Annotated in this window: 17 protein-coding genes; 13 read left to right on the forward strand and 4 right to left on the reverse strand. The window is 68.1% G+C overall.

Translation table 11 applies throughout. The features are described 5' to 3' along the window. Window positions 1–125 precede the first annotated feature (125 nt). Window positions 126–764: a hemolysin III family protein gene (locus tag A6B37_RS10630; protein WP_111826309.1), complete on the reverse strand. Its 639-nt coding sequence runs from the start codon at window positions 762–764 to the stop codon at window positions 126–128. Window positions 765–855: 91 nt separating this feature from the next. Beyond that, window positions 856–1,941 (reverse strand): P1 family peptidase, encoded by a 1,086-nt coding sequence (locus tag A6B37_RS10635; protein ID WP_210405804.1) that lies wholly within the window; start codon window positions 1,939–1,941, stop codon window positions 856–858. A gap of 193 nt (window positions 1,942–2,134) precedes the next feature. Between A6B37_RS10635 and A6B37_RS10640 the strand changes: the two genes are divergently transcribed. From A6B37_RS10640 to A6B37_RS10650, 3 genes are all read left to right on the forward strand, one after another. Next, window positions 2,135–2,917 (forward strand): amino acid ABC transporter substrate-binding protein, encoded by a 783-nt coding sequence (locus tag A6B37_RS10640; RefSeq protein WP_111825719.1) that lies wholly within the window; start codon window positions 2,135–2,137, stop codon window positions 2,915–2,917. 84 nt (window positions 2,918–3,001) lie between these two features. Further along, the gene (locus A6B37_RS10645; RefSeq protein ID WP_102774152.1) at window positions 3,002–3,682 is read left to right on the forward strand and encodes an amino acid ABC transporter permease; all 681 of its coding nucleotides are present in this window, start codon (window positions 3,002–3,004) and stop codon (window positions 3,680–3,682) included. Continuing rightward, window positions 3,679–4,449, forward strand: coding sequence for an amino acid ABC transporter ATP-binding protein (locus A6B37_RS10650; RefSeq protein ID WP_111825720.1), 771 nt, complete (start codon window positions 3,679–3,681; stop codon window positions 4,447–4,449). The genes A6B37_RS10645 and A6B37_RS10650 overlap by 4 nt, the downstream gene beginning before the upstream one ends. 12 nt (window positions 4,450–4,461) lie before the next feature. Here A6B37_RS10650 and A6B37_RS10655 read toward each other — a convergent pair whose 3' ends face one another. Beyond that, on the reverse strand, window positions 4,462–5,145 hold the full coding sequence (locus A6B37_RS10655; RefSeq protein WP_246842483.1) for a peptidoglycan DD-metalloendopeptidase family protein: 684 nt from the start codon (window positions 5,143–5,145) through the stop codon (window positions 4,462–4,464). Between the two features lie 188 nt (window positions 5,146–5,333). On the opposite strand from A6B37_RS10655, the gene A6B37_RS10660 reads away from it, so the two are divergent. The 10 genes from A6B37_RS10660 (at window position 5,334) to A6B37_RS10705 (ending at window position 13,751) form a co-directional block, all read left to right on the forward strand. Next, the gene (locus A6B37_RS10660) at window positions 5,334–5,774 is read left to right on the forward strand and encodes a DUF2946 family protein (RefSeq protein WP_111826310.1); all 441 of its coding nucleotides are present in this window, start codon (window positions 5,334–5,336) and stop codon (window positions 5,772–5,774) included. A gap of 61 nt (window positions 5,775–5,835) precedes the next feature. After that, window positions 5,836–6,456, forward strand: a complete 621-nt coding sequence (locus A6B37_RS10665; protein WP_102773794.1) for an SCO family protein — start codon at window positions 5,836–5,838, stop codon at window positions 6,454–6,456. A gap of 33 nt (window positions 6,457–6,489) precedes the next feature. Continuing rightward, window positions 6,490–6,978: a copper chaperone PCu(A)C gene (locus tag A6B37_RS10670; protein ID WP_102773795.1), complete on the forward strand. Its 489-nt coding sequence runs from the start codon at window positions 6,490–6,492 to the stop codon at window positions 6,976–6,978. A 186-nt stretch (window positions 6,979–7,164) separates the two neighbouring features. Then, on the forward strand, window positions 7,165–8,379 hold the full coding sequence (locus A6B37_RS10675; protein ID WP_102773796.1) for an ATP-binding protein: 1,215 nt from the start codon (window positions 7,165–7,167) through the stop codon (window positions 8,377–8,379). Window positions 8,380–8,384: 5 nt separating this feature from the next. Next, a complete protein-coding gene (locus A6B37_RS10680; RefSeq protein ID WP_102773797.1) occupies window positions 8,385–8,936 on the forward strand; it encodes a response regulator transcription factor in 552 nt (183 codons plus the stop codon). Between the two features lie 258 nt (window positions 8,937–9,194). Continuing rightward, the gene (cyoA, locus tag A6B37_RS10685; protein WP_111825721.1) at window positions 9,195–10,103 is read left to right on the forward strand and encodes a ubiquinol oxidase subunit II; all 909 of its coding nucleotides are present in this window, start codon (window positions 9,195–9,197) and stop codon (window positions 10,101–10,103) included. Between the two features lie 2 nt (window positions 10,104–10,105). Further along, window positions 10,106–12,082 (forward strand): cytochrome o ubiquinol oxidase subunit I, encoded by a 1,977-nt coding sequence (gene cyoB, locus A6B37_RS10690; RefSeq protein WP_102773799.1) that lies wholly within the window; start codon window positions 10,106–10,108, stop codon window positions 12,080–12,082. A 3-nt stretch (window positions 12,083–12,085) separates the two neighbouring features. Beyond that, window positions 12,086–12,700, forward strand: a complete 615-nt coding sequence (gene cyoC / locus A6B37_RS10695) for a cytochrome o ubiquinol oxidase subunit III (RefSeq protein ID WP_102773800.1) — start codon at window positions 12,086–12,088, stop codon at window positions 12,698–12,700. Next, window positions 12,700–13,050, forward strand: a complete 351-nt coding sequence (cyoD, locus tag A6B37_RS10700; RefSeq protein WP_102773801.1) for a cytochrome o ubiquinol oxidase subunit IV — start codon at window positions 12,700–12,702, stop codon at window positions 13,048–13,050. Before cyoC ends, cyoD begins: the two co-directional genes overlap by 1 nt. Window positions 13,051–13,157: 107 nt before the next feature. Further along, entirely contained in the window at window positions 13,158–13,751 is a 594-nt protein-coding gene (locus A6B37_RS10705; protein WP_111825722.1) for a nitrogen fixation protein NifQ, read from the forward strand. Here the strand turns inward: A6B37_RS10705 and A6B37_RS10710 are convergent. Then, window positions 13,745–15,820 carry a TonB-dependent receptor gene (locus tag A6B37_RS10710; protein WP_348639091.1) on the reverse strand — a complete coding sequence of 692 codons (2,076 nt, stop codon included), beginning with the start codon at window positions 15,818–15,820 and terminating at the stop codon, window positions 13,745–13,747. The genes A6B37_RS10705 and A6B37_RS10710 overlap by 7 nt on opposite strands. Window positions 15,821–15,904 lie beyond the last annotated feature (84 nt).

Raw genomic sequence — 15,904 nt, forward strand, 5'->3', positions numbered from 1 at the left:
GCGTCGGGGTTCTCGCGCTGCACCCATCCTACGAGTCGTCGAACATTCCCCGTTCGGGGATCGTAGGATGGGTGCAGCGCGAAATTCCTTGCGCAAAAACTCGGATATCGAGCGCGCGCAACCCTTCAGGCGGCGAAAGCCGCCCCCGCATGCAGAAACCCGAACACCGTCACGAAATGGCAGGCCGTCCCCCCCATGACGCACAGATGCCAGATGCCATGCGCATGGCGCCAGCGCTTGTCGTTGACGTAGAACAGCGTACCCGCGGTATAGATGGCCGCGCCGGCCAGCAGCCAAGCCAGCCCGGCCGACGATAGCGAGCCCGCGATGGGCGCGGCGAACGCCACGCCCAGCCAGCCCATCGTCAGGTAGAGCGGCAGCGCCGGCGGCGCCCCGCGCGCCCACCAGAGTTCACGGCCGATGCCCAGCGCGGCCAGCAGCCAGATGGCCACGCCCATGGCCGCGCCCCAGCCGTGCTCGACCGGGCCGAACGCCAGCGGCGTGTAGGTGCCGGCGATCAGCAGGTAGATGGCGCTGTGGTCGGCCTTGGCCCACAGCGCCTTGCGCCGGCCGCGCGACCAGTGGAACAGCACCGACGAGGCGTAGACCGCGATCATGGAGGCGGCGAACACGGCGCAGCCGACGATCTGGCGGGTATTCACGTTGAGTTCGGCGGCGCGCGAAATGAGCGCGCCCGACGCGGCCACCGCCAGCGCCAGGCCCGCCAGATGCGTCGCGCCGTTGAGTCGTTCGCCTTGGTACATGCGCCCCTCCACGCCGGCCATGCGCCGGACCTTGAATCATGGGCCGATTCTGTGACAAAGGCGGGTCAGGCGGACGAACGAACCCGCAATATCAGACGATGAAATCCACCGCGGCCGGATAGCCCTCCAGCGCGCGCGCCGACAGGATGGCGCGCTGCACCGCGATGGCCATGGCCTCGGCCGCCATCACGCCCAGCAGCGTGACGTTGGCGGTCTTGCCGGAAGCCCCCGTGCCCAACGCAAAGATCGTGTCGCCGTCGAGCATGGTGTGGATCGGGTTGATGGTCCGGGCCAGGCCATCGTGCGCCATGGCGGCGATCTTCTGCGCCTGCGCCTTGGTGAGCCTGGCGTCGGTGGCGACCGCGCCGATGGTGGTGGCCGCGCCCGGGCGCATCGACTTGGGCAGGTCGCCGGCCAGGATGGCGGCGCGGGTGTCCAGCAGCATCTTGCCGTCGGCGGTGCGCGCGCCGGCCAGGATGCGTCCGGTCGACGGGTCCAGCACGTCGCCCACCGCGTTGACCGCCACGATGGCGCCCACGGTCACGCCGGCCACGCGCAGCGAGGCGCTGCCCAGCCCGCCCTTCATGGCGCGCTTGGGACCGTACAGCTTGCCCACCGTCGCGCCCGCCCCCGCGCCGACGTTGCCCTCTTCGGAGGCCTGCTCGCTGGCCGTCTTGCAGGCCTGGTAGCCGGCGGCCGCGTCCGGGCGGATCGAGGCGTCGCCCACCCCCAGGTCGAACAGAATGGCCGCCGGCACGATGGGCACGTGCGCCACGCCCACGTCGAAACCGATCTTCTTTTCCTCCAGGTAGCGCATGACGCCGGAGGCCGCGTCCAGGCCGAACGCGCTGCCGCCGGCCAGCAGGACGGCGTGCACCTGCTCCACCATGTTCATCGGATTAAGCAGGTCGGTTTCACGGGTGCCGGGCGCCGCGCCGCGCACGTCGACCCCGCCCGTGGCGCCGGCCTCGGCGATGATGACCGTGCAGCCTGTCGGGCGGCGCGTATCGGTGTAGTGGCCCACGCGCAGGCCGGCCACGTCCGTGATGCTGCCTCCGCCCGGCATGCGCCGCGCGCCGTCGGCGCCCCTGGCCGGCATCGCCCCGGCCGCCGCGGCGCCCGCGGCCGCCATCATGAAAGCCCGCCTGTTCCATCGCTGTTCCACACCGATCTCCATCAAGGTCCCGCATGAAAGAGCCCGGCGGCTGGGCGCCGGGGCTTGGGTAACACCATATGACTTGCCGCTATATTTTTACTATTCCTTATGCTTTGTGGAAAAATAGGCCAGTTGTTAGAGTGCGGCTACGCCGGAGGGCATCGCAGCCCCGCATGCTCTCCACAGTGATACCCACCATCCGTGGAGCACCGCCATGAAACTCTTCCGTACCCTGCTGGCCGCCGGCCTGGTCCAGTTCGCCGCCCTGTCCGCCGTCCATGCCCAGTCCGGCCTGGACCAGATCAAGGCCGCGGGCGTCTTCAAGATCGGCACCGAAGGCACCTACGCTCCCTTCACTTTCCACAACGCATCCGGCGAGCTTACCGGTTTCGACGTGGACATCGGCCGCGCCATCGCCCAGCGCCTGGGCGTGAAGGCCCAATTCGTCGAAGGCAAGTGGGACGGCCTCATCGCCGGCCTGGACGCCAAGCGCTACGACGCCGTGATCAACCAGGTGGGCATCACCGACGCGCGCCGCGCCAAGTACGACTTTTCCGATCCGTACATCTCCTCGGCCGCCGTGCTGATCGTGCGCGACGACAATACCAGCATCAAGTCCTTCGCCGATCTCAAGGGCAAGAAGTCGGCCAACACGCTGACCAGCAATTTCGGCAAGCTCGCGCAGAGCCACGGCGCGCAGGTCATCGCGGTGCAGGGCTTCAACGAGGCCATCGACCTGCTGACCTCGGGCCGGGTCGAAGCCACGGTCAACGACAACCTGTCGTTCCTGGATTTCAAGAAGCAAAAGCCCAACGCGCGCGTCAAGATCGCCGCCACCGACAAGACCGCCGAATTCAGCAACTCGGGCGTGCTGATCCGCAAGGGCAACCCCGAGCTGCAGGCCGCCATCAACAAGGCGCTGGCCGACATGAAGGCCGACGGCACCTACAAGACCATCTCGGTCAAATACTTCGGCACCGACCTGTCGGCCCAATAAGCCGCTGGAGCCTACATGACGCCACCTGCCTGGCTGCAAGCGGTGATGCCCGACTGGCTGCTGGCCCAGGTCGCGGCGTGGACGATGCCGGCCTGGATCCAGCTCATGGCCGATTCGTTCTGGCCGCTGCTCATGGCCGGGCTGACGTTCACGGTGCCGCTGACGCTGCTGTCTTTCGTGCTGGGCCTGGCGCTGGCCTTCGTGGTCGCGCTGATCCGGCTGTTCGGCCCGGCGCCGCTGGTGGCGGTGGCGCGTTTCTACGTGTGGCTGATCCGCGGCACGCCGCTGCTGGTGCAGCTCTTCGTGATCTTCTACGGGCTGCCCAAGGCCGGCCTGGTGCTGGACCCGCTGCCGGCCGCGCTGATCGGCTTCACGCTCAACGTGGGCGCCTACAACTCGGAAGTCATCCGCGGCGCCATCGAATCCATCGGCAAGGGCCAATGGGAGGCCGCCTATTCGCTGAGCATGACGCGCGCGCAGGCGCTGCGCCGCACCGTGCTGCCGCAGGCGGCCCGCGTGGCCGTGCCGCCGCTGTCGAATTCCTTCATCGCGCTGGTCAAGGACACCTCGCTGGCCGCGGCGATCACCGTGCCCGAGATTTTCCAGGCCGCGCAGCGCATCGCCGCGGTCACCTATGAACCGCTGATCCTCTACACCGAGACCGCGCTGATCTACCTGGCGTTCAGTTCCGTCCTGTCGGCCGCCCAGGTCCGGCTGGAAAGGCGCTTCGGCCAGCACGCGGTGTTTGCGGAGAAGAACCGATGATCCGCCTGGAAAAGATAGAGAAAGCGTTCGGCGGCAACCCGGTGCTCAAGCAGGTCGACGTGAGCATCGCCGAAGGCAGCGTCACCGCCCTGATCGGCCCGTCCGGCAGCGGCAAGAGCACGCTGCTGCGCTGCGTGAACCTGCTCGAAGTGCCCGACCGCGGCCGGCTCGTGATCGGCCCGGAAAGCGTGGATTTCGAACCCGGCCGCAAGCTACCGCGCGAGCAGGTGCAGCGCGTGCGCATGCAGACCGGCATGGTGTTCCAGAACTTCCAGCTGTTTCCGCACCAGACCGTGATCGGCAATGTCATGGAAGGCCTGGTGACGGTGCAGAAGTGGCCGGCCGACCGGGCCCGCGCCCGCGCCGAGGAACTGCTGCAAAAGGTCGGCATGCTGCCGAAGGCCGACGCCTGGCCCGCCAACCTGTCGGGCGGCCAGCAGCAGCGTGTGGCCATCGCCCGCGCGCTGGCGCCGGCCCCGCGCGTGCTGCTGTGCGACGAGCCGACCTCGGCGCTCGATCCCGGCCTGGCGGCCGAGGTGGTGGACGTGCTGCGCCAGCTGGCGGCCGAGGGCATGACCATGCTGATGGCCACGCACGACCTGCGGCTGGCGGCCAGCGTATCGCGCGAGGTGGTGTTCCTGCTGGACGGCGCCGTGGTCGAATCCGGCGATTCGGGCCAGCTGTTCAGCCGGCCCGCGGACCCGCGCACCGCGGCGTTCATCTCCACCCTGACGCAAGAGGCGGCGCACGCCGCCCCGGGCGTCTGAGGGAGGCGCGGCTTACTTCGGCGGCAGCGAGCCGGCCGGATCGACGGCCTGGCCGTCGTAGCGCAGCTCGAAATACAGGCCCACCTGCTTGCTGTCGCTATTGCCCATTTCCGCGATCTTCTGCCCCTGGCTGACGCGCTGGCCTTCGGTGACCAGCAGCTTGCGGTTGTGGGCGTAGATGCTCAGGAAGCTGGCGTTGTGCTTGACGATGACCAGATGGCCGTAGCCGCGCAGCCCGCTGCCCGAATAAGCCACCGTGCCCGGCGCCGCCGCCACCACCGGCGTGCCGGCGGAATTGCTGATGACGATGCCGTTGGACCCCGAGCCGTCGTAGCCGCGCGTGACCTTGCCCTGCGCCGGCCAGATCAGCGAGATCGCGCCCGGCGGCGCCGTGCGCCGCCGCGCCGACGAGGTGGCCGCCGGCTTGCGCGTGGTCTGCGCGCGCGTCTTGGCCTTGGTGGGCGTGGACGTGCGCGCCTGGCCGGCGGGCGGTTCGACGCGCAGCACCTGGCCGACTTCGATGGCGTTGGCGTTGGACAGGCGGTTCCAGCGCACCAGGTCGCTGACGCTGGCGCCCTGCTTGCGCGCGATCTGGTAGAGCGTGTCGCCCGACTGCACGCGGTAATAGCCGGGCTGGACCTTGGTGGAACCGCAGGCCGACAGCAGCACCAGCAGCGCGATGCCGGCCAGCCCCAGCCAGCGGCGCAGGATGGACCGGTGCCGCGACGGCCGGGGCCGGCTGGCGCCGGCATGCGGCGCGCCTATGAGTGGGACAGGGGACGAGGAAAGCGCTGAAACCTGGGGCACTGAAAATCGGTGGTCGGGACGAAGTGCGTTCAAGGGTACCAAGATTTTCGCGCGGCGGCGCGGGTAGAATGGCCGTCATGCCAGCCACGTCCCGCCAGCTCCGTCGCCAGCCCGCCGCACGCGCCGCGCGCGCCACGGCCCTGCTGTGGCTGGCGCTGATGGCGCTGGCGCTACGCGCGCTGGTGCCGGCCGGCTATATGCCCGACGTGGGCGCGCTGCACGACGGCCGGCTCGAAGTCACCTTCTGCTCGGCCGCCGGCGCCCCGCCGGCGCTGGCCCTGCAGCTGGCCGCCAAGTCCCGGTCGGGCAAGAACGCCGGCCACGATAACGCCGGCTCCGGCGCGCAGTGCCCCTTCGGCCTGCTTGCGCATCTCACGCCCGCGCCAGCCGCCGCGCCCGCCGTCCTCGTTCCCGCCGCCGCGCGGCATGCGCCGTCGCGGCCCGCCGCCCGCGCCCTGCCCACGCAAGGCGCCCAGGGCCCGCCGCTGGGCTCGCGTGCTCCGCCTTTCCTCGCCTGACGCCGCATAACCGCGCGGCCGCGCCGCGCGCCCTGCCCGAACGTCAACCGACGAGGTAAACATGTTTTCCCGCTTCCTGCGCGCCCCCGCCGGCGCGCCCTCGCACGCGCCCGATCCGCGGCGCCGCGTGCTGCTGTCCTCGCTCGCGCTGCTGGCCCTGAGCGGCTGCGGCCCCGATGCCCCGAAACTGCACGGCATGGATCTCTCCGAAATGCCGGCCGGCGATTTCCAGCTGCAGGACACCGACGGCAAGCCCCGCACGCTGGCCGACTACCGCGGCCATCCGGTCATGCTGTTCTTCGGCTTCACCCAATGCCCGGACATCTGCCCCACCGCGCTCACGCGCGCCGTGGAAATCAAGAACTTGCTGGGCGCGGACGCAGAACGGCTGCGCGTGCTCTTCATCACCGTGGACCCCGAGCGCGACACGCCCGAGATCCTGCGCGCCTATACCCAGGCCTTCGATCCGGGCTTCATCGGCCTGCGCGGCGACGCCGAGCAGACCCGCGCCGCCGCCCAGTCGTTCAAGGTCTATTACCAGAAGGTCGCCACGGGCTCGTCCTACACCATGGACCACACCGCCCTGACCTACGTCATCGACGCCCAGGGCAAGCTGCGCCTGGCCCTGCGCCACCAGCAAAGCGCGCAGGAATGCGTCGAAGACCTGCGCACCGTGCTCTGACCCGCCCGCTACTAATAGAGATAGGAACAAGCCATGCAAGCAACCGCATTCAAATCCCTGGCCGCCGCCTTCGCCCTGTGCGCCCTGGCCGCCGCCCCGACCGCCTACGCCCAGGACGCCTCGCTCTCGGTGCAGGAACCCTGGGTCCGCGCCAGCGTGCCCAACCAGCACGCCACCGGCGCCTTCATGCGCCTGACCTCCACCGCGCCGGCGCGCCTGGTCGCGGTGGAGTCGCCGGCCGCCCGGAACGTGGAGATCCACGAAATGGCGATGCAGGACAACGTCATGAAAATGCGGCAGGTGGCCGGCATCGACCTGCCCGCCGGTCAGGCGGTCGAGCTCAAGCCCGGCGGCTACCACGTCATGCTGATCGACCTGGTCAGCCAGATCAACGCGGGCCAGCACGTGCCGCTGACGCTGGTGATCGAGGACGCCCAGCGCCAGCAGCGCCGCATCACGGTGGACGCCGAGGCGCGGCCGCTGGGCGCGGCGGCCAAGCCCGCGGCCGGCCACGCGCATTGAAGCGGGACGCCGGCGCCCGAATAATTGGGGACACAATAAATCCCCCTGGCGCCGGAGTCCGCCGCCGATTCGCCATACAATGCCTGCACATCCGCGCCGGCGCCCCCGCCGCGCCCCGGATGCCAGCGTCGCGCGCAGCCGGACGCTGGCCCCGCCGGCCCGCTGGCCGGCCCTCTGTGTCTGGATATGCCCGGTAGTTCCGCCTTTTCCTTCCTGCGTACCCTCTGCAGTCTGCGCTGGCTCGCCATCGCGGGCCAGGCCGCGACCATCCTGCTGGCCAGCGGCGTGCTGGGCCTGGCCCTGCCGCTGGAGCCGCTATGGCTGGGCGTGGGCGCGCTGATCGGGTTCAACGTCTACGCCAGCCTGCGGCTGCGCCAGCGCCGCGACCTGTCGCACGCGACCGCGTTCGGCCATCTGCTGGTGGACATGGCCGTGCTGGCCTGGATGGTGGGCTGGAGCGGCGGCATCAACAATCCGTTCGGCATGATGTTCCTGATCCTGACCGCGCTGGCGGCCCTGGCGCTGCCGCGCAACTGGGCGCTGGCCGCGGCGGTGGCGGGGATCTCCGGCTACGCGGCGGCCGCCATCTTCGGCCAGCCGCTGCGCGGCGAGGTGGATTCGCACAACCTGCTGCTGTGGGGCATCGGCGCCAACTTCCTGATCTCGGTGGTGGTGGTGCTGGTGTTCTCCACCCGCCTGGCCTCGGACCTGCGCGCCCGCGAGCGCGAACTGGCCCGGCTGCGCGAGCGCTTCACCCGCAACGAGGGCATCGTGGCGCTGGCCACCCACGCCGCGGCCATGGCGCACGAGCTGAACACGCCGCTGGCGACCATGACGCTGCTGGCCGACGAGATCGCCGCCGAGGTCAAGGACGAAGATCTGCGCGCCGACGTGTCCACGCTCAGCCAGCTTCTGGCCCTGTGCCGGGAACGTATCCGCAATCTGGCGGTCCCAACCGCCGTGGACCTGGTGCGCGTGGTGGGACAATGGCGCCTGATCCGGCCGACCATCGATCTGCAGCGTTCGGGCACCCTGCCCGGCAGCCTGCGGGTCGATCCGGCCATCGCCCATCTGCTGCAGGCGCTCCTGAACAACGCGGCCGACGCCGGCGAAGCCGTCAACGTGCCGCGCGTGGACCTGCATCTGGAGTACGGCTATGGCGCCTTGCGCGGCGAAGTGCGGGATTACGGCCAGGGTTTCGACCCCGACCACACCGTGCTGCCGGCCACCAGCCTGTTCAACAGCGGCAAGCCGGGAGGGTTGGGCGTGGGCCTGGCGCTGTCGCACGCCACGGTCGAGCAGCTCGGAGGAGAAATGACCATGACCGCCGCCGAAGGGGGAGGCACGCGCATCCGCTTTTACCTGCCGCTGGGCCAGACCCAGGGCAGTCCAGGGACTTGAATGTGATGAATCCAACCGATCTTGGCCTGTTGATCGACGACGACGAGCTTTACGTCCGGACGCTGCAGCGCAGCCTGTCGCGGCGCGGCCTGGAAACCCGCACCGCCACCGGCATCGCGGAAGCGCTGCGCGTGGCCGAAGAGATCCGCCCCGCCTTCGCCCTGGTGGACCTGCGCCTGGGCGAGGACTCCGGCCTGACCCTGATCCGCCCGCTGCGCGCGCTGCGCGCGGACATGCGCATCCTGCTGGTCACCGGCTACGCCAGCGTGGCCACCGCCGTGGAGGCCATCAAGCGCGGCGCCGACGATTACCTGCCCAAGCCGGCCACCGCGCCCATGATCCTGCGCACGCTGGGGCTGGTGAAGCCCGAGTCCGTGGCCATCGAAACCACCATGACCCCGCTGCACCGCCTGGAATGGGAACACATCCACCAGGCCCTGCACGAAACCGGCGGCAACGTCTCGGCCGCCGCCCGCCTGCTCGGCATGCACCGCCGCTCCCTGCAGCGCAAGCTGGCGAAAAAACCGGGGCCGGAACGCGAAGTGCTGGTCGACTGATTTGTGCAGGTGCGACATAAAGTCGCACCCCGGCTTTGTGCAGGTGCGACATATCGTCGCACCCCGCCCCCGGCGCTAAACCCTTCTCCCGCCAGGGAAAACCCCTAAGCCCGGACAATGGGGCCGGCGCGGCGCCAGGCAATGCGACCATTCGTCGCAGGCTTGACCCAGATCAAACCGATAGGATGGACGTTGCTGCCTAGCAGCATTCCAGTCTGCTGCTACGCAGCATTTCCCATCATCCATCCAAGGCTGTACGTGAAACACCCCCTCCTTGCGACCCTTACGCGCATTCTTGGCGTCGGCGCGGTCATGCTGCTTGGCGGCTGCAACATGGAAATCCTCTCCCCCAAGGGAGACATCGGCATGCAGGAAAGGACGCTGCTGTTCACGACGACCGGGCTCATGCTCATCGTCGTGATTCCGGTCATCGTCATGATCCTGGCATTCGCCTGGAAATACCGCGCATCCAATACCAAAGCCGATTACCAGCCCAAGTGGGCCCACTCCACCGCGATCGAAGTCGTGGTCTGGAGCGTGCCCTGCATCATCGTGGCGATCCTCGCCGTGATCACCTGGCGCTCCACGCATGCGCTGGACCCCTACAAGCCGCTCGTCTCCGAGCACAAGCCGGTGACCATCGAGGTGGTTTCGCTGGATTGGAAGTGGCTGTTCATCTACCCCGAGTACGACATCGCCACGGTCAACGAGATCGCCTTCCCGGTGGACGTTCCGGTCAATTTCCGGATCACCTCGGCCACGGTCATGAACTCGTTCTTCATCCCGCAGCTGGGCAGCCAGATCTACTCGATGGCCGGCATGGAGACCAAGCTGCACCTGAACGCGCGCGAAATCGGCACCTACGCCGGCATTTCGGCCAACTACAGCGGCGGCGGTTTCTCGGGCATGCGCTTCAAGGCGCACGCCATGTCGCAAGAAGGGTTCGACAACTGGATCAAGGAAGCCAAGGCCGCTCCCGGCGCGCTGACCCCCGAGGTCTACGCCGAGCTGACCAAGCGCAGCGAACACAATCCGGTAGTCAAGTATTCGTCGGTGCCGCCCTCCATGTTCGAGTACATCCTGGGCAGCACGATGACCAAGATGGCCGGCGTGGACTCCGCCACGTGCACTCCCACGTCGAATAATCTGATCGCAGGAATCAACTAACAATGCTCGGGAAACTTACCCTCGAGGCCATTCCGTTCCATGAACCCATCGTCATGGTTACGCTGGCCGCCGTGTGCCTGGGAGGCGTAGCGCTCCTGGGCGCCATCACCTACTTCCGCAAGTGGAAGTACCTCTGGACGGAATGGCTGACCTCCGTCGACCACAAGCGCATCGGCGTGATGTACATCATCGTCGCGCTGATCATGCTGCTGCGCGGCTTCGCCGACGCCATCATGATGCGCACCCAGCTGGCGGTCGCCTCCGCCGACTCGGCCGGCTTCCTGCCGCCGCACCACTACGACCAGATCTTCACCGCCCACGGCGTCATCATGATTTTCTTCATGGCGATGCCCTTCATCACCGGGCTGATGAACCTGGTGGTGCCGCTGCAGATCGGCGCCCGCGACGTGGCCTACCCGTTCCTGAACTCGCTGAGCTTCTGGCTGTTCGGCGCCGGCGTCGCGCTCATGATGATCTCGCTGTTCGTCGGTGAATTCGCCGCGACCGGCTGGCTGGCCTATCCGCCGCTCTCGGGGCTCGACTACAGCCCGAGCGTCGGGGTGGACTACTACATCTGGGCGCTGCAGATATCCGGGCTCGGGACCACGCTTTCCGGCATCAACTTCATCGTGACCATCCTGCGCATGCGCGCGCCGGGCATGAGCCTGATGAAGATGCCGATCTTCACGTGGACCTCGCTGGTCACCAACGTCCTGATCGTCGCCGCCTTCCCCGTGCTGGCCGCCACGCTCGCGCTGCTGACCATGGACCGCTACCTGGGCACGCACTTCTTCACGAACGACATGGGCGGCAACGTCATGATGTACGTGAACCTGATCTGGATCTGGGGCCACCCCGAGGTCTACATCCTGGTGCTGCCCGCTTTCGGCGTGTACTCGGAGATCGTCGCCACCTTCGCCCGCAAGACCCTGTTCGGCTACAAGTCCATGGTCTACGCCACGGCCGCCATCGGCGTGCTGTCGTTCCTGGTCTGGCTGCACCACTTCTTCACCATGGGTGCGGGGGCCAACGTCAATGCCTTCTTCGGCATAGCGACAATGATCATCTCGATCCCGACGGGCGCGAAGATCTTCAACTGGCTGTTCACCATCTACCGCGGCCGCCTGCGCATCACCACGCCGGTGCTGTGGACGCTGGGCTTCATGATCGTGTTCGTCATCGGCGGCATGACCGGCGTGATGCTGGCCATCCCGGGCGTGTCGTTCGTGCTGCACAACAGCCTGTTCCTGATCGCGCACTTCCACAACACCATCATCGGCGGCGTGGTCTTCGGCTGCATCGCGGGCATGACCTACTGGTTCCCCAAGGCGTTCGGCTTCAAGCTGAACGAGCGCCTGGGCCGCTATTCGTTCTACTGCTGGTTCGTCGGCTTCTTCCTGGCCTTCATGCCCCTGTACATCCTGGGCTTCAAGGGCATGACGCGCCGCCTGAACCACTACGACAACCCCGAATGGCAACCGTACCTGCTGGTCGCCCTGGTCGGCGCCGCGCTGATCATGCTGGGCATCTGGTTCCTGCTGCAGCAAGTGTTCGTCTCGATCTACCAGCGCAAGCAGAACCAGGACCTCACCGGCGATCCCTGGGATGGCCGCACGCTGGAATGGTCGATCGCCTCGCCGGCTCCTTTCTACAACTTCGCCCACGTTCCTCACGTCGATGAACTGGACCAGTTCTGGGAAGACAAGCAGAACGGCAAGGCGTACAAGCGCCCCGCCAAGTACGAGGACATCCACATGCCGAAGAACACCGCCGCCGGCGTCTTCATCGGCGCGTTCGGCCTGGTCATGTGCTTCGCCCTGATCTGGCACATCTGGTGGCTGTCCATCGTCGGTTTCGTCGGCATGATCGGTTCGTTCATCGTCCGCGCCTATGACCGCGACGTCGACTACTGGGTCCCGGCCAAGGAAGTCGAACGCATCGAAAACGCTCACTTTGACAAAATGCAGAAGGCCGCCTGAGCCATGATTCAAGCCGTAGCCACTCTCCCCCACGCGGGTCACGACGATCACGCGCATCATGACGATGGATCCAAGACCGTATTCGGTTTCTGGGTCTATCTGATGAGCGACCTGCTGATCTTCTCGGTCCTGTTCGCCACGTTCGCGGTGCTGTTCAACGCCACCGCGGGCGGCCCCACGGGCAAGGAACTGTTCGACCTGAAGTTCGTGCTGGTCGAAACGCTGTTGCTGCTGTTCTCCAGCTTCACCTTCGGCATGGCCAACCTGAACGTGCACGCCGGCAACAAGAGCCGAGCCATGGGCTGGCTCATGGTGACGTTCCTGTTCGGCGCGGGCTTCATCGCGATGGAAGTCTATGAATTCCATCACCTGATCTCGATCGGCGCCGGCCCGGGCCGCAGCGCGTACCTGTCGGCGTTCTTCACGCTGATCGGCACGCACGGCCTGCACGTCACGTTCGGCCTGATCTGGATCATCGTCATGCTCGACATGATCCGCCGCCACGGCCTGGACTCGATCAACAAGCGTCGTCTGGCGTGCCTGAGCCTGTTCTGGCACTTCCTGGACATCGTCTGGATCTGCGTCTTCACCTTCGTCTATCTCATGGGAGCCATCTGATGTCGCACTCCGCTGCGGCCGCACACGGCCACGACGATCACGCCGCCGACCACGGCACCGTGAAGTCCTACATCATCGGTTTCGTGCTTTCGCTGCTTCTCACCTTCGGCTCCTTCGGCCTGGTGATGAACGGCGCGCTGTCCCATACCGCCACGATCATCGGCGTGGTGGCGCTGTGCGTGCTCCAGCTGCTGGTGCAGCTGGTGTACTTCCTGCACATGGGCGCATCGAAGTCGGCCCGCGACAACCTGGCCACGTTCGTCTTCACCGTGCTGATCATCGCCATCATCGTCGGCGGTTCGGCATGGGTGCTGTACAACATGAACGTCAACATGGGCCACCCCATGTAATGGCGGCCAGCCGTTGAAGCAGAAAAACAGGCGCTCCGGCGCCTGTTTTTTTTCGCCTGCGCGGTTTCGTTATATATTCACATACATAACGAAACCGCGCATCCGCCATGCAAACTCCCGCACTTGCCGACACCGACCGGGCCGAACGGCTCGCCCAGACGCTGCTGCGCCACGCGCCGCCGTGCCATCCCGACGCCGGCTTCTTCGCGGCGGTGCTGGGCAAGCGCCTGGCGCTCGGCGACCTGGGCGGCTGCGGCCTGACGCCGCAGGAACTGGACGGCCTGCTGGCGCGGCTGTTCCCGGGCGCCGCGCCGGCCGAACTGCGCGCACAGCGCGCCGCCCTCGCCGCGCCGGTCCTGGACGCGGAGCAGGCGGCGTTCAAGCGGATGCTGCGCGGGTTGCTGCAGGCCTGGAGCGTGCCGGCGGCCGACATCACGGCCTGGGTCACCGGCGTGCTGGCCCATGCCTGCCTGCGCCCCGACCACTTGTGGCGCGACCTGGGCCTGTCCGGCCGCGAAGACGTGACCGCGCTGCTGGCGCGCCACTATCCCGGCCTGGTGGCGCGCAACGTGGGCAACCTGCGCTGGAAGCAGTTCCTGGCCTATGCGGCCTACGAACGGGCGGGCCTCGCGCCGGCGCAGGCGCCGGGCTGCCCGGCCTGCGAGGACTACGGCGTCTGTTATCCGCAGCCGCTTCAGTAGCGGTAGGTGGCGCCGACGCCGGCGCCCAGGCTGCGGCCCGCGGCCGGTTCGTAATAGCGGCCGTTGACCTCGTTGACGATCACCGAGCCGGCGTAGCGGCGGTCGAACAGATTGTCCACGCGCGCATAGGCGTTCAGCTCCCACGGACCGAGTTTCTTCACGTAGCCCAGGCTCAGCGCCGCCACGAAATAGCCGGGCGCGTCGCCGTCGTTGGCGTCGTCGACGTAGACCTGGCTCAACAGGCGCGCCTCCACCGAGGCCTGCCATCCCTCGGGCGGCGCCCAGGCCAGCGACGCATAGGCCGCCTGGCGCGCGATGCCCGGTATCCGGTTGCCGGCGCGGATCGCGCCGGGCCCGTCGTCGACGTAGCGCGCGTCCAGCCAGGTATAGGCAAACCGGGTGCGGCCGTGGCGCGCGAACTCGCCGGACCAGCCCAGCTCCACGCCGTCGCGCCGCGTGCGCCCGGCGTTCTGGTAACTGGTGCGGCCGCCCGCGCTGCCGGCCGCGACGATCTCGTCGTCGGTGCCGGTATGGAACACCGCCGCGGTCAGCAGGCCGCCGGCGAGCTGCGCCTTCACCCCTGCTTCCAGATTGTCGCTGACGGCCGGCGCCAGCCCGAAATTCAGGCCGGGCGCGCCGCCGGGCCGGTACGAAAGCTCGTTCAGCGTCGGCGTCTCGAAGCCGCGCCCATACGAGGCGTAGAGGCTGAGCGCCGGATCGGGCGCATAGCGCAGCGCCGCTACCGGCAGCGCCTTGCGGTAGCGCGCCGCGCCGCTGTCGTCGGCGTTGCCGAGCGCGACGTAGCGGTCGTCGGAATCGAACTTGACCGTGCTGTAGCGCAGGCCCGCGTCCAGCGTCCAGCGCTCGGCGAACTGCCAGGACGCCTGCACGTAGGGATCGGCGTTGTAGACGGTATTGGTTTCGTCGCGCCGCAGCGCGCCGCGCACGCCCAGCTGGCGATTCGCCCCGTCGCCGGTGTGGTTCTGGTAACCCTTGCGGTCCTCGCTCAGCGTGTCGTAGGAAAAGCCGCCGATCAGCGTCAGCGGCCGGCCCGCCAGCGAGACATCCGAGGTCCAGCGCAGGTCGGCCCCGCCGTAGCGGCGCTTCAGGTCGATGACGCCGCCGGCCTGCGACGGCGCCATCTGCGCGGCCGGCGGGATGGACTGGTACTGCGTGGTGTCACGCTGGCCGTAATAGACCATCAGGCGCAGGCTGTTGCGCCCGTCGATGGCGCGCTCGTAGACCGCGCCGCCCTGGGTCTGCCTGACGCTTTTGCGCGTGTCGTACAGCTCGGCCAGCGGCGCGGCCCTGGGATCGTCCTGGAACTGGCGATATGTCAGGCCCAATGGGTCCTGCGCCTTCAGGTCCACGCTGTTGGCCACCAGCGTCAGCCGGCTGGCGTCGTCCAGCTGCAGGCCCAGCTTGGCGTTGCCCAGGTTCTTGCGCGCGGCGCTGTGGTCGCGGTAGCCGTCGGTGGTGAACCGGGTCAGGTCCAGCACGTAGTCCAGCCCGCCGGAGGCCCCGTTGGCGCGCAGGCCGTAGCGCCAGGTGGCGTAGCTGCCGCCCCAGCCGCTGGCGGACAGCGAGGGCGGCTCGACCCCGTCTTCGGTGTTCACCAGGATCACGCCGCCGGATGAATTTCCGTACAGCGCGGAGAACGGGCCGCGCAGCACCTCGACCTGGCCGATCGAGCCGATGTCGATGTTCGAGGTCTGGCCCTGCCCGTCCGGCATGGTGGCCGGTATGCCGTCCACGTACAGGCGCACGCCGCGCACGCCGAAGCTGGCGCGCGCGCCGAAGCCGCGGCTGGAAATCTGCAGATCCTGGGCGTAGTTCTGGCGGTTCTGGATCTGCAGCCCGGGCACGCCGGCCAGCCCTTCGGACAGGTTGATCCCGGGCTGGCCGCGGCGCATCTGCGCGCCCTCGATCACGTCCACCGAGGCCGGCGTCTGCATCACCGGACTGCCCAGACGGGTGCCGGTGACCACGACGGCCGGGAGTTCGGCGGAGCCGGGGCCGGGCGCGGCCGGCTGCGCCCAGGCCGCGGCCGCCGGCGTCGAGGCCAGCAATCCCTGCAGCACCCGGCGCCGCGCGCCGCGGTCCAACCATCCTGCCAAATCCGCCTCCTCGATTCCGGGAATCGGTTCTAATGG

It is taken from the genome of Achromobacter sp. HZ01 (assembly GCF_003267925.1).
Taxonomy (GTDB): domain Bacteria; phylum Pseudomonadota; class Gammaproteobacteria; order Burkholderiales; family Burkholderiaceae_B; genus Achromobacter; species Achromobacter pulmonis_A.

Excerpts from the sequence above, each read along its gene's own strand:
- A6B37_RS10630 (WP_111826309.1), bottom strand. The coding sequence starts at position 764 with ATGTACCAAGGCGAACGACTCAACGGCGCGACGCATCTGGCGGGCCTG.
- A6B37_RS10635 (WP_210405804.1), bottom strand. The coding sequence starts at position 1,941 with ATGGAGATCGGTGTGGAACAGCGATGGAACAGGCGGGCTTTCATGATG.
- A6B37_RS10640 (WP_111825719.1), top strand. The coding sequence starts at position 2,135 with ATGAAACTCTTCCGTACCCTGCTGGCCGCCGGCCTGGTCCAGTTCGCC.
- A6B37_RS10645 (WP_102774152.1), top strand. The coding sequence starts at position 3,002 with ATGCCGGCCTGGATCCAGCTCATGGCCGATTCGTTCTGGCCGCTGCTC.
- A6B37_RS10650 (WP_111825720.1), top strand. The coding sequence starts at position 3,679 with ATGATCCGCCTGGAAAAGATAGAGAAAGCGTTCGGCGGCAACCCGGTG.
- A6B37_RS10660 (WP_111826310.1), top strand. The coding sequence starts at position 5,334 with ATGCCAGCCACGTCCCGCCAGCTCCGTCGCCAGCCCGCCGCACGCGCC.
- A6B37_RS10665 (WP_102773794.1), top strand. The coding sequence starts at position 5,836 with ATGTTTTCCCGCTTCCTGCGCGCCCCCGCCGGCGCGCCCTCGCACGCG.
- A6B37_RS10670 (WP_102773795.1), top strand. The coding sequence starts at position 6,490 with ATGCAAGCAACCGCATTCAAATCCCTGGCCGCCGCCTTCGCCCTGTGC.
- A6B37_RS10675 (WP_102773796.1), top strand. The coding sequence starts at position 7,165 with ATGCCCGGTAGTTCCGCCTTTTCCTTCCTGCGTACCCTCTGCAGTCTG.
- A6B37_RS10680 (WP_102773797.1), top strand. The coding sequence starts at position 8,385 with ATGAATCCAACCGATCTTGGCCTGTTGATCGACGACGACGAGCTTTAC.
- cyoB (WP_102773799.1), top strand. The coding sequence starts at position 10,106 with ATGCTCGGGAAACTTACCCTCGAGGCCATTCCGTTCCATGAACCCATC.
- cyoC (WP_102773800.1), top strand. The coding sequence starts at position 12,086 with ATGATTCAAGCCGTAGCCACTCTCCCCCACGCGGGTCACGACGATCAC.
- cyoD (WP_102773801.1), top strand. The coding sequence starts at position 12,700 with ATGTCGCACTCCGCTGCGGCCGCACACGGCCACGACGATCACGCCGCC.
- A6B37_RS10705 (WP_111825722.1), top strand. The coding sequence starts at position 13,158 with ATGCAAACTCCCGCACTTGCCGACACCGACCGGGCCGAACGGCTCGCC.